Annotated in this window: 22 protein-coding genes, 1 other RNA gene and 2 pseudogenes; 16 read left to right on the forward strand and 9 right to left on the reverse strand. The window is 35.2% G+C overall.

The window, feature by feature from the left end; all coding sequences use genetic code 11:
• Positions 1-54 precede the first annotated feature (54 nt).
• The 7 genes and pseudogenes from F4V57_RS01740 to F4V57_RS01765 all read left to right on the forward strand — a co-directional run bounded on the left by F4V57_RS01740 (position 55) and on the right by F4V57_RS01765 (position 4,737).
• Complete coding sequence (locus F4V57_RS01740; RefSeq protein WP_070069846.1) at positions 55-615, forward strand: hypothetical protein; 561 nt, start codon at positions 55-57, stop codon at positions 613-615.
• Positions 616-738: 123 nt separating this feature from the next.
• Positions 739-858, forward strand: a pseudogene (locus F4V57_RS15120) (DUF2213 domain-containing protein); the annotation flags it as partial.
• Positions 838-1,149, forward strand: coding sequence for a hypothetical protein (locus F4V57_RS01745; RefSeq protein WP_319822798.1), 312 nt, complete (start codon positions 838-840; stop codon positions 1,147-1,149). The pseudogene F4V57_RS15120 and the gene F4V57_RS01745, both read left to right, overlap by 21 nt.
• Positions 1,150-1,223: 74 nt before the next feature.
• A pseudogene (locus F4V57_RS01750) lies at positions 1,224-1,721 on the forward strand (NlpC/P60 family protein); the annotation flags it as partial.
• A 163-nt stretch (positions 1,722-1,884) separates the two neighbouring features.
• Positions 1,885-2,505, forward strand: a complete 621-nt coding sequence (locus F4V57_RS01755; protein WP_070069844.1) for a hypothetical protein — start codon at positions 1,885-1,887, stop codon at positions 2,503-2,505.
• An 18-nt stretch (positions 2,506-2,523) separates the two neighbouring features.
• Positions 2,524-3,615, forward strand: coding sequence for an XRE family transcriptional regulator (locus tag F4V57_RS01760; RefSeq protein WP_070069843.1), 1,092 nt, complete (start codon positions 2,524-2,526; stop codon positions 3,613-3,615).
• Between the two features lie 39 nt (positions 3,616-3,654).
• A complete protein-coding gene (locus tag F4V57_RS01765) occupies positions 3,655-4,737 on the forward strand; it encodes a hypothetical protein (protein WP_070069842.1) in 1,083 nt (360 codons plus the stop codon).
• Between the two features lie 39 nt (positions 4,738-4,776).
• Here F4V57_RS01765 and F4V57_RS01770 read toward each other — a convergent pair whose 3' ends face one another.
• Positions 4,777-6,222, reverse strand: a complete 1,446-nt coding sequence (locus F4V57_RS01770) for a nucleoside phosphorylase-I family protein (protein ID WP_070069841.1) — start codon at positions 6,220-6,222, stop codon at positions 4,777-4,779.
• A 4-nt stretch (positions 6,223-6,226) separates the two neighbouring features.
• Entirely contained in the window at positions 6,227-6,454 is a 228-nt protein-coding gene (locus tag F4V57_RS01775; protein ID WP_070069840.1) for an Arc family DNA-binding protein, read from the reverse strand.
• A gap of 178 nt (positions 6,455-6,632) precedes the next feature.
• Here F4V57_RS01775 and F4V57_RS15000 point away from each other — a divergent pair, with 178 nt between their 5' ends.
• The gene (locus tag F4V57_RS15000; RefSeq protein ID WP_264754217.1) at positions 6,633-6,767 is read left to right on the forward strand and encodes a hypothetical protein; all 135 of its coding nucleotides are present in this window, start codon (positions 6,633-6,635) and stop codon (positions 6,765-6,767) included.
• Between the two features lie 48 nt (positions 6,768-6,815).
• On the opposite strand, the gene F4V57_RS01780 is transcribed toward F4V57_RS15000, so the two are convergent.
• Positions 6,816-7,070 (reverse strand): hypothetical protein, encoded by a 255-nt coding sequence (locus tag F4V57_RS01780; protein WP_070069839.1) that lies wholly within the window; start codon positions 7,068-7,070, stop codon positions 6,816-6,818.
• Positions 7,071-7,215: 145 nt separating this feature from the next.
• Here F4V57_RS01780 and F4V57_RS01785 point away from each other — a divergent pair, with 145 nt between their 5' ends.
• From F4V57_RS01785 to F4V57_RS01795, 3 genes are all read left to right on the forward strand, one after another.
• On the forward strand, positions 7,216-8,100 hold the full coding sequence (locus tag F4V57_RS01785; protein WP_070069838.1) for a phage antirepressor N-terminal domain-containing protein: 885 nt from the start codon (positions 7,216-7,218) through the stop codon (positions 8,098-8,100).
• 9 nt (positions 8,101-8,109) lie between these two features.
• Positions 8,110-8,388 carry a hypothetical protein gene (locus F4V57_RS01790; protein WP_070069837.1) on the forward strand — a complete coding sequence of 93 codons (279 nt, stop codon included), beginning with the start codon at positions 8,110-8,112 and terminating at the stop codon, positions 8,386-8,388.
• Between the two features lie 410 nt (positions 8,389-8,798).
• Entirely contained in the window at positions 8,799-9,806 is a 1,008-nt protein-coding gene (locus F4V57_RS01795) for a tyrosine-type recombinase/integrase (RefSeq protein WP_070069836.1), read from the forward strand.
• Between the two features lie 6 nt (positions 9,807-9,812).
• Here the strand turns inward: F4V57_RS01795 and F4V57_RS01800 are convergent, their stop codons facing one another.
• The 3 genes from F4V57_RS01800 to F4V57_RS01815 all read right to left on the reverse strand — a co-directional run bounded on the left by F4V57_RS01800 (position 9,813) and on the right by F4V57_RS01815 (position 12,785).
• Positions 9,813-10,097 (reverse strand): HTH domain-containing protein, encoded by a 285-nt coding sequence (locus tag F4V57_RS01800; protein WP_070069835.1) that lies wholly within the window; start codon positions 10,095-10,097, stop codon positions 9,813-9,815.
• Positions 10,097-10,774 (reverse strand): hypothetical protein, encoded by a 678-nt coding sequence (locus F4V57_RS14860; RefSeq protein ID WP_227515686.1) that lies wholly within the window; start codon positions 10,772-10,774, stop codon positions 10,097-10,099. Before F4V57_RS14860 ends, F4V57_RS01800 begins: the two co-directional genes overlap by 1 nt.
• Positions 10,775-11,306: 532 nt before the next feature.
• On the reverse strand, positions 11,307-12,785 hold the full coding sequence (locus F4V57_RS01815) for an MFS transporter (protein WP_070069834.1): 1,479 nt from the start codon (positions 12,783-12,785) through the stop codon (positions 11,307-11,309).
• 86 nt (positions 12,786-12,871) lie between these two features.
• On the opposite strand from F4V57_RS01815, the gene F4V57_RS01820 reads away from it, so the two are divergent.
• Positions 12,872-13,456: a TetR family transcriptional regulator gene (locus F4V57_RS01820; protein WP_070069833.1), complete on the forward strand. Its 585-nt coding sequence runs from the start codon at positions 12,872-12,874 to the stop codon at positions 13,454-13,456.
• Positions 13,457-14,023: 567 nt separating this feature from the next.
• On the opposite strand, the gene ssrS is transcribed toward F4V57_RS01820, so the two are convergent.
• From ssrS to F4V57_RS01835, 3 genes are all read right to left on the reverse strand, one after another.
• A non-coding RNA gene (gene ssrS / locus F4V57_RS01825) (6S RNA) lies at positions 14,024-14,205 on the reverse strand.
• Positions 14,206-14,299: 94 nt separating this feature from the next.
• A complete protein-coding gene (locus F4V57_RS01830) occupies positions 14,300-14,599 on the reverse strand; it encodes a cell division protein ZapA (protein ID WP_070069832.1) in 300 nt (99 codons plus the stop codon).
• A gap of 4 nt (positions 14,600-14,603) precedes the next feature.
• Complete coding sequence (locus tag F4V57_RS01835; RefSeq protein WP_070069831.1) at positions 14,604-15,158, reverse strand: hypothetical protein; 555 nt, start codon at positions 15,156-15,158, stop codon at positions 14,604-14,606.
• 63 nt (positions 15,159-15,221) lie between these two features.
• Here F4V57_RS01835 and F4V57_RS01840 point away from each other — a divergent pair, with 63 nt between their 5' ends.
• Genes F4V57_RS01840 through F4V57_RS01855 form a run of 4 tightly spaced genes read left to right on the forward strand, consistent with a single transcriptional unit; the run spans position 15,222 to position 19,652 of the window.
• On the forward strand, positions 15,222-15,833 hold the full coding sequence (locus F4V57_RS01840; RefSeq protein ID WP_070069830.1) for a UPF0149 family protein: 612 nt from the start codon (positions 15,222-15,224) through the stop codon (positions 15,831-15,833).
• A 53-nt stretch (positions 15,834-15,886) separates the two neighbouring features.
• Positions 15,887-17,206 (forward strand): Xaa-Pro aminopeptidase, encoded by a 1,320-nt coding sequence (gene pepP, locus F4V57_RS01845; RefSeq protein ID WP_070069829.1) that lies wholly within the window; start codon positions 15,887-15,889, stop codon positions 17,204-17,206.
• 17 nt (positions 17,207-17,223) lie between these two features.
• Positions 17,224-18,429, forward strand: coding sequence for a 2-octaprenyl-6-methoxyphenyl hydroxylase (gene ubiH / locus F4V57_RS01850; protein ID WP_070069828.1), 1,206 nt, complete (start codon positions 17,224-17,226; stop codon positions 18,427-18,429).
• Positions 18,426-19,652: an FAD-dependent monooxygenase gene (locus F4V57_RS01855; RefSeq protein WP_070069827.1), complete on the forward strand. Its 1,227-nt coding sequence runs from the start codon at positions 18,426-18,428 to the stop codon at positions 19,650-19,652. The genes ubiH and F4V57_RS01855 overlap by 4 nt, the downstream gene beginning before the upstream one ends.
• The last annotated feature ends 281 nt before the right edge of the window (positions 19,653-19,933 follow it).

Raw genomic sequence — 19,933 nt, forward strand, 5'->3', positions numbered from 1 at the left:
ATATTAACTTAATATAAAATATACTAAATTTTAATATTTAAATTGGTAAAAGCTATGGGGAATAATTTTCAATTTTTAGTTAATAAGGTGGGAGCTACTTTGGATGATGCGATTGAATTACTAAATCAAGCTTCTATAGACTTTAAATTATTTTGGCAAAGTCGAGACAATGAAGGGTGTTATGTTACAAGCCAAATAGCAATTAAAAATTTTGACTATATTATTAATGAAATAGTTAGAGAAAGAGATGCATTATCCTTGAGTGCTAATGCGCAATATGCCCAAGATTATAGGGATATTTTGGATGTACATATAGGTGAAGTTGATGAAAATATTACACCTCAAGATTTTCAAGATCTTACTATTCAGCCAGGAAATGCTCGAATAAGAGTTGGTAAAATTACTAAACCTATTTCTTTAAATAAATTGCTTAATAAAATGAAGCATAGAATTCCAAATTGTTTAAATTTTCGTATTGAAAATGGTGATCATATTTTAGTAATAGGAGCTGATGCTTTTCTAAGGCAACCTGAATGTATAGTTGAATTTAAAGTAGAAAAATTTTGTTCAGAGTCTCAGAAAATTTCTGATTTATTCAAATCAAATGCAAGTTGAAATTATTTAATATTTCAATTTATCTATTTTTCTTAATGATCGATATTGATATTTTAAAAAATTTAAAATACTAGTCAATTATGTTTGAACCACCTTCGGGTGGTTTTTTTATGAGCCCAATTTATGAAAATTATCTATCACATCAAGATTGGTGACTTTGCACCCAGCGAGTCATCCCGCTCATTTACTCAAGAAGGCTATCTAAAGTGTGTGAATGTACGTTTGGCCAAGGCACCTCAGGTAACCCTATCTGGCGATATTGATACACAAGGAAGAATCAAGATTACACCAGGTGTGATTATGAAGTTCGCCTTTAGCGTTTCAATCAGTCTGTACGGTGGTTCCGCATTCATCGAATACTACGAGCTGAGTATGTACTCACACATGGCCCAAGGTTTTGTCATGCTAATTTTTGCGGTATTTGGCATGCTTTGTATTGGTATTGTTTATCAAGCCGTGCAGTTAATGAAGGGTAAATCACTCGCTGAAATTGTTCTTGAAGTCCGGGAAACGTTCAGATCCATCTTTAAGTAAATACAAATCCATTCCGTGCCCACTCTCAGTGGGCTTTTTTTTATCTGGAGAAAAGTAAAATGAGTCAATTTCCTGAATTAGGCTGGATTGCGGAAGCTCGCAAGCACATTGGTCTGAGAGAAATCAAAGGCCCAAAACATAACTTAACGATCGTGAGTTGGCTGAAAGCATTGAAGGCGTGGTGGACGGATGATGAAACGCCGTGGTGTGGCACATTTGTCGCGCATTGCTTGCAGATTGCTGGTGTAAAATACCCTAAAAACTGGTTCCGAGCACTTGCTTATATCGATATCGCGTATGGTACCAAACTTAAAAATCCTGCCTATGGTTGTGTAGCAGTAAAAACCAGACAGGGCGGTGGCCATGTTTGCTTTGTGGTGGGACGTGATCAAAGAACAGGTAAACTGGTATGTCTGGGAGGGAACCAGTCAGACATGGTTTGCTTTGCGCTTTATGCAGAGTCAGATTTTGAGGCATTCATGTGGTATGGCCAAACTTCTCAGCCTGCACAGCATCGTTATGATCTGCCTGTGCTTTCTGGTGTGACTGCAATTAAGGTGAGTGAGGTTTAACTTCAAGCATGATGTGAGATGGTTATAGCCTCATATCATGTCGAAAAAAAGTCATTTGGTTGACAAAAGTAGGAATTAGCAATAAAAGTTGGTTGACAGATATTAAAATTAGCAATAAATTGACTTTAACCCAACATTTCACTTTTTATTGCGGATTATTTTTATGGAATGGCGTCATCCTTCTTATTTTGAACCCCAATTGACTGATGAGGTTATCAGTTTTATTGCTCAACCAATGCTTGATATCTATAACGAAACCATTATGGATCTCAAACATCAATTTGATAATGCTTATACACGTGGATGTACTATTTTTGGTCGGACATATGCATGTGTAGTGCATTTAATAATGTCTGGTGAATGTTCAGTACCGATTTTATTAAAGGATGGTACATTCAAATGTATTTTCCAAATTGGTAGTGCTCGAATCAGATTCTGCAAAGATGATTTTTTAAATCCAAGTAATCAAGGCTTTTCTAAAAAAGCGGATGATTCATATTATGAATTATTCCCATCTAATGTAAATGAACCGGTTTATTGGAAGTATATTCTTAATGAACCATCAACTGAGGAAGATGAAGCACTTGTTATCTTTGCTGGATACAATGCAGAAGACGATGTAGTTGCATACTGGGATTCTAGTAGAATCACTGGCTTGAATCATATCCACTTGATTGAACCTGAAACACCAAAACCAGTCGACTTAGGTTCACCATTGGTTGAAGATCCTGATATGGACAATCAAAAAGAAGATGACGATGATTCCGAAGCTGTAAACAACTAATTGCATGATGACTTAGCCATGACAACACAGTTTAATGGCTTGGAACTAAAGCTTCTAAGACAATTCAATGAATTATCATTAGAGGACTTAGGTGGCAAGCTGGACTTAACACGTCAATATCTTCATAAAGTTGAGACGGGGCAAACGACACCCAACGATCAATTTATTGATAAAGTGGCGCATTTCTTTAATGTGTCACAGTCTTTTTTTATGCAGCTAAAACCTGTTTTACAAGAGGATCAAATACATTTTAGAAGTAACCGTACTTCAAAAGTATCATTTAAGCAGATTGTGATTGCTAGAGGCGAGTACATTAAGCGATTAACTGAGTATCTTGATTCTAAACTACGCTTACCTAAGTATGATATTGAAGCATTTGAAAGCTCTCAAAATTCATCTATTGAATTAATTGCTGAAAAATGCCGTGAAAAATGGGGATTAGGCTTAGGGCCAATTAGTAATATGGTTAGGCTCTGTGAGACACATGGAATCATAGTGACAACTTTTCCATCTATTTCAAAAGAAGTTGATGCTCTGTCTCTAGCAACCAAGCGACCTGTATTTGTTCGGAACGAAGCGAAGGAAAGTATTTGTCGACAGCGTTTTGATTTGGCACATGAACTGGGGCATCTTGTACTTCATGATGGGATAGTGACTGGAGATCGATTAACTGAATCTCAAGCTAATCACTTTGCTTCAGCTTTATTGATTCCTCAAGTCATGATGCGTACACACTTTCCGACTTGGTACAGAAATGGTCGTTATAACTGGACAAAGCTGGGTGAGTTTAAACAGACTTGGAAAGTGAGTAAGGCTGCAATCCTTTATCGTGCCAAGCAATTGGGTTTATTAACTCAAGAGCAATATACTAGTGGTGTGATTTACCTGAAAAAAACAGGTGAGGCGATTACAGAGAAAGAAGATCATTTAATTCCTAAGGAGAAGCCTGAGCTTCTTCAAGCATGTTTTATCATGCTCGCAAAAAAGAAAATTTTTGCAGAAGATATAGCTCAAGCTTTAGATATGAATGTTAGTTTTCTTGAAAATTTGGTAGGAATAGAGATTCCCAAAAAGCCAAGAACTCCTAAACTAGTAGAAGAAAGCGCCTAATGGCGCTTTTAGATATTAAAATTTTATAGATTTTTGAAAATGATTACATATAATTCAGCAGGTCACCTTTGTTTATCATACGATAAACAAATTATTATTTTAGAAAAATGGAATATCAACCCACTAGGTTTTGATGAGCTTGATGATTACATTAATGGAAATTCAGAACTTAAAATATCTTTTTTTGATAGTAAATCAGCTTTTAATAGCCAAGTAAAAATTAATCCTGATGATTTTCTTGAAATTACTATGATATTACCAAATACATTTAAGGTATATTGCCTCGTTAAAGGTGGATGGTTGCCTTTAAATTTAGGTTTAAAACACTCTAAAGTTATTGCAGATCGGAATTTCATAAGTGGTTTAATAAATAATTTTCATCAAGGCAAGTTTAAGAAAGAAGATGAACTTGGATGGTTGAGTGAGCTGCAGAATTTAGATTGGACTATTGATATTACTTTATTTGCAATGGAAGCGAATGAGAAAAAATTTGTAGATTATTTAACTGTTAGAGAACAACTAGAAGAAGCAAAGCTAAAAATTAGAAAGGCATTACCTAATCTTAAATTACAAGAATATAAGGGTATTACGTTGCATGACTATGCGTGGAAGCTAATCAATGATTTAAGAGAATTAATACAAAAAAGGCAAAATTTCTTACTTGAAGCAAATGCTTTAATGCAAAAACCATTTAAAAATAATAATCAAATTATTGAAACTTGGTATAAGTTGAAAGAAATATGTGAAAAAAATGAAATTTATCAAAAAGATATAGCATTAATACTTAGTGTTTTACATGTGGTTTCTTCTGATAATAATAGGTCTTCAATATTTAATAAGGTGCTAAAATTTAGTAGTGGTTTCAATAAGGAAACCGCTTATAATGCATCATTTGATATTAATTTACTTGAAATGTTTATTAATTATAGTGTTATTTATAATGATAGTAATTTTATAGCTGTCACTTCTGATAAGAACTTAGCATTAGTGGCGGCGATGTGGGGGAACTTTAGACATATATATTCAAATGGAAGCGAAACACAATTTAAAGTAACTATCCCTATAGAATTTTTTAAAAATGATGAATTTTTACAGTTGAAGTTTAAAGAGCTTTTTGGATAGGTTTTCCATACTGAAAAGCACCTTAAGGTGCTTTTAAAGTTAAATATAAAACAACCTGCTACTTATCTGCTCTAACAAAGTTTTTTCATTTATTAGTACACTTTCTATATTCTCGATAATATCATTTCGATGCATATCATCTAACGTTTTTAAAAAGAAGATTTTGTTATGATTTTTCATAATTTCTATCAAGTGCATTACAAATGGGTATCTTAAAGAAGTCATATAAAGATCTGAAATATCAAAATAAACTGCTGAGCATGATTCATCATACTCAATATTATTTTGTGTTTGATAGAAAATTTCACTATTGATTTTGCAGTAGACTATAATTTCTTTAATGTCATCTATGCTTTTAGATAAATTAAATGTATGAATGTTTTTAACACCTGCTCTTATATGTGTGTAAGAAATCAAATCATGATATTCCTGAAAACTTTTGAAATCTCTAGTTCCTCCACTATTTTCACTATTTAAATCATTAAGATTAAAGTTTTCACCATCATCTATTATTTTAATTTTTCTACCAAAAAATTCTATTTTAATATTATCGGCTTTCCCATGTGAAATAGCATTTGAACAAATTTCAAGAATAAAAGATCTTAAAATATTATTTAAATTATTTATTCTACTATCTTCGCAATGGTAGCGCTTAAGATTTCTGTTAATGAATTCTCCATATAAACGAGTCAATCCAATTTGAATACGATTGGCTGTAATTTGATTTATATCTATTTTGACACTATTTCCTTTTAAATAGTTTACTACTTCCGAAAATTCTTCACAATTTGATTCTTCAATGTTTGTAGAATTAATTATAGAAGTGATGACGGGTTGGATTTTTTCTACACAAATTTCTTGTGTCTGTCTATTTATTTGATCTGCATAATCAGTTACAACTTTTATAATAAGCCAATTTGTTGCATTCGTAAGAAATAAGCCTTCCATTTCACCACCATGAATAGGTGCATACTTTGTAGTTAAAATATCTCTAATAACTGGATCTTCAATCTTTGTTTCTTGACTAATAAGTCTGACATTATTATGTGTGTTTTTATGGATTATATTGGTGTTTTCAATATTACTTATAATTGTTTCTTGATCATAAGGAATACCTGATGCATTTTGCAGGTTACAATTTACTGTTTTATTGCTTATTAATATATCACCTATTTGAGTGAGATCAGGATTTCCCCAACATACACCAGCTAAAATTGTTAATACTGGTTGAGGAAAAAATTCATTACTTAATATTAAGTTTGCATTTCTACCAATCGAACCCTCTCTAGTAAAGCCTAAGCCACCTTTAATATGTAAAACAATTTTTCCTTTTATTAATCCTATCTTTCCAGAAACTCTAGAGTTGATTGTTATTTCGCATTTATTATCGAATAATTCATTTATAGTATCCGTTTCTCTCTGATTTGATGTCAGAATTAGAAAATATTTATTATCTATAGAGTTTTTTAATGATTTAATATTCATAATGTTAATTTACCACCACACTAAATCCATCCAAACGCTTTGCTAACTCTTTCATTAGTTCCTCAGTCGGTGTATTTTCTAAATTTTTAAATTTTTGTTCAAAACTTTCTTCCAACCTAGCAACAATATCCGCATTCATAGAGCGATTCAGCTCTTTGGCTGACTCTGCAATTCTATCTTTTAGCTCTTGCGGTAAACGCAAATTATAAGCAACACCTAAATGTTTACCCATGACATCGTCCTAATAAATTCTGTTGACATGGTATCAAGTGGACATATATATTTGCAACAGTCAAGTTGATTATAGATGTTTTACTGCTATAAGCAGTCTGATAATTACCAAGTTATCAATTTATCGCATAAGCGATTTCTTACTCACATTTCGTGGGTTTCATATTGGTGTAAACATTATGTTTAGTAAAGAAGTTGAAGTGATTTCGAAAGTGGATTGCAACAATAACTTAAAAATATCTATTAATGAACTTGATCAATTGATTGAAAAATTAGATATTTTAATTGAGAAGCTTGAAAAAGTAATTGTTTAAATATCTTTTCAATTAAAAGCCGTCATGATTAATTTCATGACGGCTTTTTTAGATTTTTTGATCAATAAGTTTGGTAAGTTTTTCAATCTTTTCATTCAAAGATTGAAATTTATCTAATGTTTTAGAATCAATAGAAATGTCTTTTTTATCTAGACCTTTTTCAATTAAATCAAGCATTGCTGTATTCAACGATAGATTATCTTTTTTAGCATGTTCTGCTATTTCTTCATAAAGAGTTACTGGAATCCGAATTTGCGTTCGTTTCCATTCATCTTGATTTTGTGTGCGTGTCTTATCTGACATTTGAAACTCAATAAGTTAGTTGTTGACACTAGATTAGTATCATATTAAAGTTGTGTCAATGTTACTAAATTAGTGACAATAAAAAGCCCCGAGAACTTTGGACGGCTATCGAGGCTAGTTATCAATCTTCAGCGAGAAAACTGATATGAATAGTCTAACACAAATAAATGCACCGTTTAACGGTGCACAGTTACTAATAGTCGAATATAACGGCCAACCGTATGTGCCAATGAAACCCATTGTTGAAGGTATGGGTCTAGCTTGGCAGGCACAATTTGATAAGCTAAAACAAAGATTTGCTACAACTATCATGGAAATCATGACAGTTGCAAATGATGGTAAAGAACGCTCGATGATTTGCCTACCTCTTCGTAAATTACCAGCTTGGTTGTATTCAGTTCATTCTAATAAAGTAAAACTCGAATTAAGGGATAAAGTCATCATGTATCAGAATGAATGTGATGATGTGCTTTGGGATTACTGGACGAAAGGCCAAATATCAAATCAAAAGCATATAGAAACCCGTATCAAAATCAATAACCGACAAATTGCTGAGCTTAAAGCAATTGTCGATCGTCGCTGTGAAGGTAGCGTCAAGAAACGTACAGAGATGTGGCATAGACATCATCAGCATTTCAAAGTATCTAGCTATAAAGACTTACTAGCGATTCACTTTCAAGACGCTGTCAATTTTCTAGAAACTATAAAACTACACAGCACCGAAGAAGAAGCAAATATTCGAAATTTGGTACTGCATACGGTTTGGTTAAGCCAATGGTGGGATCAGTTTGGTAATGCGATACGCCAAATCAATCCTAAAATGGGCTATCCCATCCATGAGCATTTTAAAAATGGCGCTTATGAAGCTAGGTTACTGCTGGGGGAACGTAGCTATGCCACACTTTGCCAGATTGCACAAAACCATGACTGGCAAAATGAATCTCTGGACTTACACGGAATCATTGGCCGTTTGATTAGTACAGATGCAAAGTACAACAATCTACTTTCTTTAAACAAACTAGATCAGTAGGGGTGAACCATGAAAACAAATACCCCGACAAAATCATACGATGCCAGTGATGTATCTGAAGGCTACGCTTTAGCATATGAGCAAGTAGCAGATCTATCCGTCATGATAGATGCAATGCGCAATAACCATGAAAAAACGGCAGAGTATGTAAAGAAGGTCTACAACGTGCCTGATACGGTATTTAGCGATATGAAAAGACTATTCGCAATAGTAGAGGGTCTTGTGTCAGATAATTTGGAGTTTTCAAAATCTCAAGAAGATGCATATCAAAAAGAGTATGAATCCTAATCTTGCATTCAATAATCTATAAACCACCTTCGGGTGGTTTTTTATTTAATCTATTAAAAAATCATCAACTTTAAATTAAGCTTTTAATTATTTTTTAAAACAGGTATAAATATAGCTCAATAACAATTAGATCATTATTCTCTCTACCTTTTAGATATGAAACTTCTCCTTACATAAATTTATCGACACCAATTTAACACCCATACTCCTTAAATAGCTGAATTATAAGCCTAAATACTACGTTGACATCGTAGAGGTCTCCAGTTCGAGTCTGGATATGCCTACCATATATTTATCAAGGGTTTGCATTAGTTTCAATGACTTGCAAGCCCTTTTTAATGTCTGCTATTTGCTGCATTTGCGGTATTTCTTGCGAAAAATGCCGAAAATACGGCATAATTTACGCCAAGATGAAACTACCCAAGCCTAGAAAAAGAGGTGATGCTTATCGCATAGAAATTATGTTTGACGGTAAGCGATATTCTTGTACTCGTGATACCACAAAAGAATGTGAACAATGGGCTGCGATGAAGATGCTAGAGTTAAAGGCGGGTGTCGCAGAGGAAAAGGCAGAGCAGAAGCCAATAATCACGTTCAAGCAGCTATTTGAGCATTACAATGTCAATGTTGGTAGGTATAAGCTATCTGGAAAATGGATACAAGAGCAATTTAATGCGTTCGATAATAAATTTGGTTTGCTTGGCGAAAAAAATATCTATGACATTACCCCAAAGGATTTGACCGACTGGCGTAACAAACGGTCAAAACAAGTAAGTGCCGGGACAGTATTAAAAGAAATGTCACTGTACAGTGCTATATTTACATATGCTCAAAAAGAATTATTTTTGATTGAGTACAATCCATTTTCTAATGTGTCTAAACCCAAAAAACCAAAGGCAAGAGATAGGCGTATTTCTGATGATGAAATTGAAATACTGTTAAACGCTTTAGATTATCGTGATGGTCAGATACCGACCTTATCACAACACTATGTAGCGTGGGCATTCTTATTTGCATTGGAGACAGCCATGCGACGTGGCGAAATATTGGGACTAATGAAGGTCTATGTATTTGAAAAACACGTCCATTTGCCTAAGACTAAAAATGGTGAGGCTCGTGATGTTCCGCTCACTAAAAAGGCAAGGGCATTATTGACACTGATTGATCATGATAATGACAAGATTATCCCACAGTCTGAAAATGCTTTTAGGTTGATGTTTGAGCGTACAAAGGCAAAAGTAGGTCTTGATGATTTGCACTTCCATGATACACGACATGAAGCTATCACTCGGCTTGTGAATAAGCAGAAATTACCAGTTGAGATTTTAGCCAAAATGACAGGGCATAAGACTATTAAAATGTTGGTTAATACTTATTATAATCCACACGTAAATGATATTGCTGATATGTTGGATTAAGAGAGCCTAGTTAGCTCTCTTTCGTCCACGTTTGTTTTTGTCACCCTGTTTTAGAATGGTGGCAGCTAAAACAGGATTATACAGACACTTGCCGTCTGAACCCTGATTGATACTTTCTAGCTTGCGTCTTACTGTGTCAGTAGAAATTGAGTAAATGCCTGCAAGATATGCTGCACTTACCAATTCCTGTTTTTTCTGCTTTAACTCTGTGACTACTGCACCACCAATATTTTGACCTAATAAAATCTGTGGTGGCGTGTCACTTTCAAGTACAGCAATATATTCAGCCATCACCCTACCTCGCTATCTTTTACACGCTGTTTAGCCCACCACAACACAGGCCCATCTTCCGTATCGTAAGCACCAATTAGAAAATGGTCAGGTGAGGGTGGCTTTGGCTTCCATTTTGACCAGTCACAAGAATCATTTGATATTTTTGGAATCTCATCGAATGGGTCAAAACTTTCATGTGTAATATCCACACCAGCATTGTCTTTAAGTAGATTGAAATCCTCTTGAGTGTATGGTCGCTCGTCGTCATCGCTCCAGCGTGGATCGACAAGGTGCATATCTGGGTGTGACCAGCAATAGAAATTATCTGGCACCGGTACAGGTTTTAACTGTTTAATTTTGGCAGAATCTGTTGGATTGCCAAAAATAGCAGGAACAATCTCAACCTTGCCCAATCGAATTGAATACCCAAGATATTCATTAAGTTTGGCAATCTTATTGATTTTTGAAGCATAGCAGGGCTTGTATCCAAAACCAGACCAGCAGGTATTTAATTCATCTACCACTGCAAGCAGATCGTTTAATTCGACATAAATACGATGTTTATTGTCTAATGGTAAATCTGGATGTTTTTCAGTCATTCCAAACTGTGCTGTTTTAAGTGCAATTTGTGCAACTTCGCTGGCTTCTTCCGCTAGTTTCATTAGCAAAAATTGTTCATGTGACATTTTACTCATGACTTTCTCCTAATTTCTCAATTCACCACGTTCTTTTTTGAGCAGTGCAACTACAGTGTCACGTGTTGTGGTCACAAACCTTTCAAAATCTGCAGTCGATAACGTATCAGCAAGCATTGAAGTGCTTAATCCAAAAATATGCATTGCAAATAATCGGGCTTGTTCCGGATCTTCTTTATCTGTAACGCCTAGTCAACCGCTTTTAATCACTACTTCAACCAACCAATACATAATTATAATAGACTGTTAATGTAATCTGTCATATTTATTAATTGACCACATATCAAAAGGATATAAACATGACTAACCAATCGCATAAAGAGTTAAATGAGCAAAAATAATCAAATGATGATAATGCGGATCAGGATACTTATCAAAATCAAAAACCTGAAAAAAACCTAATATAGAACCTGAGAATCCCCTTAGAGAACAGAAATAGTTTGAAATATAATTTAACCCAAAACATTATCTTTTGATTGTTTTGGGCTTCAATTAAGCCAAAATTATCGAAGTTCATGAAAAGTTTTGATATTTAAAATTTCTTTATTTTCCAGCTAAAAGTGACAAATAACATAAGGATTAGTAAAGTTATACTTGAAACATATAGGACTGAATGATGTGCTGAACTAAAGGCCTGATTTGCCATAAATTGTATTTGTGCTGTCAATTTTGGATCGACACTTGATAAAACATGAATAGTTTCTGCAATTGAATTCTTGGCAAGCTCAAGCTGTTGATCGTTGAGTAAGCCTTCAAACTGAATTCTTTTTTGATAAAAATATGATACCAGTAACCCAAATATTGCAACACCAAATCCTGTACCAAGCTCGTATGACATGCCTTCAATTGATCCAGCCGCAGTTGCTTTTTCTACTGGGCTTGCAGAAATAATTGCAGATGTTGCAGCCAGAAAGGTTGTTTCAACACTTGCGCCCAATACAATCATCCAAAACCAGGCGTAGTAAGTGTGTTCAGTAAAATTAGTTTCCGCCAAACCGATCAATGCTATGGCAGAAAATGCTAATCCAAACAAACTAACCAGTCTTACGCCAAATTTATTGATTAATAAACTTGCAAATATACCGCTTAAACTCACTGCAAGCATGAACGGTAAAATAAATAAACCCGCTTCTAAAGGAGAAAAACCATATACGAACTGTAGTTCTTGTGAAATTAATAATTCGAATCCTACCAATGCGATCATTGCAAATACACAAATCAAAAAACCCATTTTTACAGATTGCAGTTTAAATAAACTCAAATCTATCAATGGTTCTACTAATTTTCTTTGCTTTTGAATAAAATAAACAAGCAATATAAGCCCGGATAAACCTGTCCATATAATAGAGTAATCAAAGGCTTTCATACTGGTTTTTATTGTATAAATCAATAATAATATCGAACATGTTAACACTAATGCATCTACAATATTAATATGTTTGTTCGCATTAATCGCTTGAGCTGGCAATAAATAATATCCACCTATCAGTGCGAAAAAAATCAAGGGTATATTAATAAGAAATACAGTACCCCAATGATAATGTTCCAGCAAAAAACCACCTAATAGCGGACCAAATGCAGCACCACCACCGCCGGCTATAACCCAAATCCCAAGTGCAAAATTACGTTCTTTTTCATTTAAAAAGATATTACGGACGCATGCCAAGGTCGCAGGAATAAGCATTGCTGCGCCACAAGCTAGAATTACTCGTGCAAAAAGAAGAACACCAGCAGAGGGTGAAAATGCGGCAATCACTGAACCTAATTGGAAAATAATTGCGCCAATCAACATTAATCTTTTATATCCAAGACGTTCGCCCAAAGCGCCCATCGGCAAAATTAAACCTGCCATCATCAATGAATAGATATCAATAATCCAAAGCATTTGATTATTACTTAGAGCAAGTTCTTGAGTGAGGGTTGGAACAGCAACATGTAGAACTGTCGCATCAATAGACACAGGGAGGTAAATCAGTACAACTATTGCTAATATATACCACTTGTGTAACATAAATAACCTGATTTTTTAAAATTGAACAAACGTTCAATATATCACATTAATCTGAACGTTTGTTCAATTTAAATGGTCTGTATTGTATGAGTTACTTGAATAAGCAAGAAAGAAGATCTCAAATTATTGATTATGCAAAACAAATTGTTTTGAGCGATGGTTTGAATGCATTAACAGTAAGACATTTGTCTGCTACAGCAGGTATTTCAGTTGGACAGGTACATCATCATTTTGGTTCAGTATCTGAATTGAAAGTTGAGGTATTCTTGGCTTTAATTAAAATGAATCTAGAAACAGAAGATTTAAAAGAAACAGGTGCCTTAACTGCTTTGGCTAATATCTTAGGTTTTGTCGAAAGTTCAGAACAGTTGACTTATCTTAAACTTTGGAATGATGCTGAACAACTGATTGATAGTGATGTTATCTTTAAGTGTGCTTACCAACAGGCAATTTTGTTATGGCACGAATCGGTCAAAGATGTATTAGATCAAGGGCAATTATTAGGGAAATTTCAGTTTGATACTAAACAAACTGATCAAATTGCATGGAGACTTATTGCCGCATCATGCGGTCTAGAAAGTTTATATAATCTTGATATGCCAAATATGAATACTGAATTTTTTTATCAACACATTCATTTATTCATTCAAAATGAAATTAATGTATTTTAGTATTATATTACATGTAAAATTTTATGACTAGACGAAAGCTTTTAAGGTTTACCTAGCAGAAAGTGAGTCCAATTGACTAAAATGCTAAAATAATGCTCTAAATTGCTGATATATTAATTTCTGTGATTCTCATGTTACTGCTTGTTTTTGCAGTACGAATACAGGTAGCTCTCGAATCTGCGATTTCACTAGATAAAATTATCTTTGGATTAATGCTATTTTAGAAAATTTATTATCTTTCAAGGCCTATTCTGCGGTGAGAATAGTATCAATCTTTTATTTTACACAGATTTCTATCGCTATTTTCTTTTTCAGCTGTAGGATCAATCAATCCTTTTGTTCATCAAAAGCAATAAATGCTTAGTTTCGGCTAGTATTTGGTTACGTGTATATAAACCATTTTTACCAATAGTTTTACGCTTAGATTGACCATTTGGCATTTTCTTTTCAACAAAATAACTGTTCATAGTATTAACATGAAGGGTATATTTAGATGAAAAATAAAGTTTTTTAAGTGAATGAATATTGATGTTTTATTTAATAATTTATTGTTTTTATTATAGAAATAAGAACTCCAGAATGCCGCTATAGATCATTACCCTTGAACCCTAAAGTTCAAGGTGGATGAAACGTATAATTTTTCGGTTTTCTACACAAGGCAGACATACACCCAAACCATACAGATCGCATCCGTAAGTGATGATATCGGCTCAGGGGAATAGACCTATTGGCAAACATTCCAGAGATGAACTTAGTATAACGACTCAAAAACCTTTTGTAAAAACCCGTTATGCAGATTGTTGTAAAATGACACAATATTTCACGTAACTGTCTATATTCACATCACTGTTTTAGATTTTCGAGTTGTTTGGTTAGTTGATGGTTAATTTCAGCCAGTTTGGCTTCACAGTTTTGATAGCCTTGCAGGGTTTTATTGACATCAAGAACTTCCTGCATTAATTGTAATGCAATCATTACAGCAATTTTTTGATTGTCCATACGCGGATTAGCACTACGAAACTCTTGGAAACGTTGTTCAAGCATTTTTCCGGTACTTTTTAATTTTTCTACGCTTTCATCAGGGCAGCCTAGTTTATAAACGTTATCAAGTAACCATAATTCTACAGTATTATTTTGAGTCATGATTTTAGTTCTCTTCTAACTGTTCAGCATGTGGATGAGCAAGTTGTTGAATTTCCTGAGCAGAAGTATCCTGTGAAGTTCCAAGAATAGCCAACCGATGAATAATTGCTTCAACTTTATGTTTGGCAAGTTCATTTTTTTTCAGTAATACATCACGATTGTGTGTCAGTTCTTTGACTTGACGTTGCAATGAATCATTTTGATTGGTCAGCGTATCGCAATCGGTCTTTAATTGATTCTTTTGCTGAATTAACGCTTCAAAGCGTTTACGCAATTCAGCACAACTATGCTCTAAACGGGTGTATTGATCATTTAATGCACGATGATCTTTTTGTAATTGCTGATAAGCATTTTTCTGTTCATTAAGTTCGGTTTGGCTATTGTTTAAGCGTTCTTGATAGCCTTTGGTCTGATCTTGTGATTGAATCAGTTCACGATGTAACTTTTGAGTGGACTCAGTGTGCTCATGTGACTGATGCACAAGCGTTTGCTGCGTATCCTGAATATGCTCAACCAGTGTTTTAATCTGGTTTTGTAAATGCTGTAATTCTTCTAACATGATCTATCGCACATTGTCTGTTTACTCGGTAATATATAAGCAGTATAGAGATTGGAAATACGAATGCAAGACGATATTAGTGGTTGGAATGAATGGGATGCTGCTTTTAACAGCATTGAAGAGTTATCAAGCCCAAGTGAGTTACATGGCATACTCACAGGTATTATTTGTGTTACTCAAGCACCAAGCACTCAAGAGTGGGAAGCGATTTTAGATACATTGCAAATTTCTGTTTTATCTGAAGAAGCTTTACGTTTATTGACCGAAGAAGCTGAGGATATCGCATCGGCAATTCATGATGATGAACTGGATTATTTACCGATGTTACCAGATGATCAACATTTGCTTGCGGAACGGGTGCAGGCATTGGCAGACTGGTGTGCGGGTGTTGTACTGGGTTTTGGTCTGGCATCAGGACATATTCGGCAGGATGAAGCTGAATGGATTGAACATTTGCAAGATGTTGCAGCAGTTGAATTTACTGAAGATGATGCAGATGAAGCAGGCGAAGAAGGTTTTAACGAGATTTATGAATTTGTACGCTTAATTCCTGTAAGTTTATCTACAGGACGCAAAAAAGTTGCAGTTTCAGAAACAGCGCTACTTAAAGGAACAGCACTTACACAAAAAAATGCGAATGTTGTTGAAATGTTTACCCCCCACCGTCCAAGCTAATTGCCAGAACTTTAGTAATTCCATTTTCATGAACAACGTATAAGGTTTTTATCATGTCCAGATTAGAGCAAAGTGTATTTCGCGAACGCCGTGAGCAGTTGGTGAATGTCATGGGGGCCAATGCAATTGCCATCATTGCAACTCGTGATGAAATGTATCGTAATCGGGATGCAGATTATAAATACCGTGCAGACAGTAGTTTTTACTATTTGACCGGATTTGCAGAACCGGAAGCTGTTGCTGTATTGGAAACCGATGAAAATGGCGATTACAGTTACACTTTGTTTTGTCGTGAACGCCATCGTGAAATGGAAATCTGGACAGGATTTAGAGCTGGTATTGAAGGTGCATTAGCGGATTATGGGGCTGATCAAGCATTTAGTATTGAAGATCTGGATGATGAAATTATTGTCTTTTTATTAAATAAAGAACGTTTATTTGTGCGTTTTGGTCAAACCAAGAAATTTGATGTACGTGTGGGGGAATGGTGTAATCAGGCGCAAAAACAACAACGTCAAGGTGGTGGCGCACCGCAGCAAATGATTCAACTTGACAGTATTCTTGATGAAATGCGCCTGATCAAGTCCGCTGAAGAAATTGAATTGATGCAAATCGCAGGTCAGATCAGTGCCAAAGCGCATTTACGTGCGATGCAAACTGTTTATCCGGGTATGATGGAATATCAGCTTGAAGCGGAATTAAATTATGTTTTTGGACAACATGGTTGTGTTCCTTCTTACAATACCATTGTTGGTGGCGGAGCAAATGGTTGTATTTTGCATTATGTTGAAAATGACCAGCCACTTAAAGATGGTGATCTGGTATTGATTGATGCTGGCTGCGAGTATCAATATTACGCTGGAGACATTACCCGTACTTTTCCGGTCAATGGAAAGTTTTCAGGTGAACAAAAAGCCTTATACGATATTATCTTAAGCGCTCAGCTTGCAGCAATTGATGCAACACGAGTTGGACAACATTATCGTTATCCACATGAAATTGTTTGTAAAATTTTTACTGAAGGTCTAGTTGATTTGGGTATTCTTTCCGGTGAAATCAATGAGTTGATAGAAACAGAAGCTTATAAACAGTTTTATATGCATGGAACTGGACACTGGCTAGGTATGGATGTGCACGATGTTGGAAATTATAAACAACATGGTGAATGGCGACCATACGAATCAGGTATGGTGGTTACCGTTGAGCCCGGATTATATATTCAGGCTGATGACGAAACCGTTGCAGAACGTTGGCGAGGAATAGGCATTCGAATCGAAGATGATATTCTTGTCACAAAAGATGGTCCACACGTTTTGACCTCAGATGTGATTAAATCAATTGATGATATTGAACATTTTATGAAACATAATTAAATAAAAAGGGGAATGTAATGCAAGCTGTGATAATTGTGGGTGGTGGCATGGTTGGGCTTAGTCTGGCATTAATGCTGGCAAAGCAAAATATCAAGGTGAAATTACTTGAAGCTATTCGCTATCCTGATTACGGTGCAGCAGATGATATTCCTTACCATTCCAGTTTCGATGCCAGAAATAGCGCATTATCAAGACGTAGTGTGCAAATTTATCAAGAACTGGGTCTATGGGATAAATTACAACAATATGCAACGCCTATTTATCAGGTTCATATTTCTGAACAAGGAAGTTTTGGCAAAGCAAAACTGATTAATCAGCATGAGGGCGTAGAAAGTTTTGGTCAAGTGATTGAAAATGCATGGCTAGGACGAGTGCTGCTCACTGAAGTTCGACAAACTACAAATATTGAATTGATTGATGGTGTACAGGTAACAAGTTTAAAACAGGATGTTGAACAAGCTTATCTGACTGTCAAACGAGAAGAGGAAACGTTTGAATTAAGTACAGCTTTAGTCATTGCAGCAGACGGGCGGGATTCTTTTTGTCGTCAGGCAATAGGTATTGGTGTAGATGTACACGATTATGATCAGGTTGCAATTGTGACGACTGTACAAACATCCAAACCACATCAACATGTAGGATTTGAAAGATTTAGTGCGCTTGGCCCTTTGGCATTATTGCCATTACCGGGAGAATATCGCCGTAGTGTGGTTTGGCCGGTAAAAAAAGGCACTGAACAGGAATGGTTAGGCGAACATAATGAGCAACATTTTTTAAATGCTTTACAGCAAACTTATGGTGATCGTGCCGGAAAATTTATAAAAACAGGTCAACGTTTTTGTTATCCATTAACGCAAGTTTTAGCACATAAACAAGTTGTTGGACGAGTGGTATTAATGGGGAATGCAGCACACACCATTCATCCTGTTGCTGGACAAGGCTTTAATCTATGTCTACGTGATGCCCATGTACTGATTCGTTATTTAAGTCATCAGTTTCAGCAACAACAAGATTTGGGAGATACACAGGTTTTAATGGCCTATGAAAAAGCCCGTCTGAATGATCAGCAAAAAGTCATTTTTTTCTGTGATCGTGTGGTAAAGGGTTTTAGCAATAATAATCCGTTATTAAAGTTTGCACGCAATACAGGATTACTGGCCTTTGACTTTATTCCTGGAGTAAAACCACTAATTGCAAATTTTGCAATGGGGCTAAGAGCATGACACAACATCAGGTAGTGATTATTGGCGGTGGTCTGGTTGGGGGGTTAACTGCTTTATTACTGGCAAAAGCAGGGATACAGGCCACAGTTTTGGATGCTTCTCCCGAATTAGAACCACAAAAAGTAATTTCAGAAACTAATCCCCGCGTGTTAGCGATCAATTTGGCATCTATGAAACTGATGCAATATGCCGGAATCTGGCAGCATTTGCAGCGCCATGAACCCTATAGTGGTATGCAGGTCTGGAATAGAGATGGTCTGAGTGAAATTAATTTTGGACATGCTTCAAATACGCTGCCAATGCAATATGATTGGCTGGGTAGTATGGTGGAACCAAGTATTTTAAATCTGGCAATCCAGACACAATTAAAACAAAATATCCAAAATTATTATACCTCTGTCAAAGTTTCACGTTTGGACAAATGTCCTAAAGGCTGGTTAATTACACTGGAAAATGGTGATCAACTGCAAACAGACTTGATGATTGGTGCAGACGGTGCAAATTCTTTTGTACGAAAACAAGCCATGATTGAACTTGATATTCTTAACTATGCTGAAACCGCCATCAGTTGTGCCATTCGTACTGATCATCCACATCAATATGTCGCAAGACAGATTTTTTTACCTACTGGACCATTGGCATTCTTGCCGATGCATAGTCTAGAATCAGAACAATCAGGTTATTGGCAATCTATTGTTTGGACATTACCTACAGATTACGCTGAAGAATATGCGCAACTTGATGATGCAAAATTCAGACAGAAGGTGGCACAGGCCAGTCACTATATGTTGGGTAATGTAAATGAAGTGATATCACGAGCAGCATTTCCATTAATTGCCAGACAGGCACAGCATTACGTTACTGATGGATTAGCATTAGTAGGTGATGCTGCACATGTTATTCATCCACTTGCTGGTCAAGGCGTTAATTTAGGCTGTCTGGATGCAGGTGTTCTGGTAGATTGTCTGATTAAAGATCAACAACGTGGAGTCTGGGCAAACATACAGACTTTAAGAAAATATGAGCATCAACGTCGTTTACATAACAGTATGATGATGCATAGTATGTCTGCTTTGGGATGGATTAATAAAACCCAATGGCGACCTTTACAATGGTTAAGAAGTGAAGGCATGAATATGGTTGCCAAACGTCCGGAAGCAATTAAATTTTTTGGTCAGCAGGCCAGCGGATTACCCGCATTAAAATCTACACAATATGTTTGATGTTAAATTTTGCATCTTGTGTGAATGGTTGAATCTCAGTTTAAATAAACGTCTAATAAAATTCATTGGGCGTTTTAAATTTTATGAAAGACTGTATCAATATTTAAAAAATAACTGTAGATAGTAATTGGAGAAATAATTTACATTAAGATCGTTATTTATAAACAATCAAAATAATAATCAATGTAAAGTAGATATGAATTGGTTTAAAAGTTGTAAAAAAAGTTTTAATCAGCAAGTAAAAAAATATAATGACTAAAATTTTTTAGCAATGGAATGAA

Origin of the sequence: Acinetobacter qingfengensis, from assembly GCF_008693185.1 — a bacterium.
Taxonomy (GTDB): domain Bacteria; phylum Pseudomonadota; class Gammaproteobacteria; order Pseudomonadales; family Moraxellaceae; genus Acinetobacter; species Acinetobacter qingfengensis.

What these genes read in the sequence shown, in the direction of transcription:
- F4V57_RS01740 (WP_070069846.1), top strand. Translation starts at nt 55, where the DNA reads ATGGGGAATAATTTTCAATTTTTAGTTAATAAGGTGGGAGCTACTTTG.
- F4V57_RS01755 (WP_070069844.1), top strand. Translation starts at nt 1,885, where the DNA reads ATGGAATGGCGTCATCCTTCTTATTTTGAACCCCAATTGACTGATGAG.
- F4V57_RS01760 (WP_070069843.1), top strand. Translation starts at nt 2,524, where the DNA reads ATGACAACACAGTTTAATGGCTTGGAACTAAAGCTTCTAAGACAATTC.
- F4V57_RS01765 (WP_070069842.1), top strand. Translation starts at nt 3,655, where the DNA reads ATGATTACATATAATTCAGCAGGTCACCTTTGTTTATCATACGATAAA.
- F4V57_RS01770 (WP_070069841.1), bottom strand. Translation starts at nt 6,222, where the DNA reads ATGAATATTAAATCATTAAAAAACTCTATAGATAATAAATATTTTCTA.
- F4V57_RS01775 (WP_070069840.1), bottom strand. Translation starts at nt 6,454, where the DNA reads ATGGGTAAACATTTAGGTGTTGCTTATAATTTGCGTTTACCGCAAGAG.
- F4V57_RS15000 (WP_264754217.1), top strand. Translation starts at nt 6,633, where the DNA reads ATGTTTAGTAAAGAAGTTGAAGTGATTTCGAAAGTGGATTGCAACAAT.
- F4V57_RS01780 (WP_070069839.1), bottom strand. Translation starts at nt 7,070, where the DNA reads ATGTCAGATAAGACACGCACACAAAATCAAGATGAATGGAAACGAACG.
- F4V57_RS01785 (WP_070069838.1), top strand. Translation starts at nt 7,216, where the DNA reads ATGAATAGTCTAACACAAATAAATGCACCGTTTAACGGTGCACAGTTA.
- F4V57_RS01790 (WP_070069837.1), top strand. Translation starts at nt 8,110, where the DNA reads ATGAAAACAAATACCCCGACAAAATCATACGATGCCAGTGATGTATCT.
- F4V57_RS01795 (WP_070069836.1), top strand. Translation starts at nt 8,799, where the DNA reads ATGAAACTACCCAAGCCTAGAAAAAGAGGTGATGCTTATCGCATAGAA.
- F4V57_RS01800 (WP_070069835.1), bottom strand. Translation starts at nt 10,097, where the DNA reads ATGGCTGAATATATTGCTGTACTTGAAAGTGACACGCCACCACAGATT.
- F4V57_RS14860 (WP_227515686.1), bottom strand. Translation starts at nt 10,774, where the DNA reads ATGAGTAAAATGTCACATGAACAATTTTTGCTAATGAAACTAGCGGAA.
- F4V57_RS01815 (WP_070069834.1), bottom strand. Translation starts at nt 12,785, where the DNA reads ATGTTACACAAGTGGTATATATTAGCAATAGTTGTACTGATTTACCTC.
- F4V57_RS01820 (WP_070069833.1), top strand. Translation starts at nt 12,872, where the DNA reads ATGAGTTACTTGAATAAGCAAGAAAGAAGATCTCAAATTATTGATTAT.
- F4V57_RS01830 (WP_070069832.1), bottom strand. Translation starts at nt 14,599, where the DNA reads ATGACTCAAAATAATACTGTAGAATTATGGTTACTTGATAACGTTTAT.
- F4V57_RS01835 (WP_070069831.1), bottom strand. Translation starts at nt 15,158, where the DNA reads ATGTTAGAAGAATTACAGCATTTACAAAACCAGATTAAAACACTGGTT.
- F4V57_RS01840 (WP_070069830.1), top strand. Translation starts at nt 15,222, where the DNA reads ATGCAAGACGATATTAGTGGTTGGAATGAATGGGATGCTGCTTTTAAC.
- pepP (WP_070069829.1), top strand. Translation starts at nt 15,887, where the DNA reads ATGTCCAGATTAGAGCAAAGTGTATTTCGCGAACGCCGTGAGCAGTTG.
- ubiH (WP_070069828.1), top strand. Translation starts at nt 17,224, where the DNA reads ATGCAAGCTGTGATAATTGTGGGTGGTGGCATGGTTGGGCTTAGTCTG.
- F4V57_RS01855 (WP_070069827.1), top strand. Translation starts at nt 18,426, where the DNA reads ATGACACAACATCAGGTAGTGATTATTGGCGGTGGTCTGGTTGGGGGG.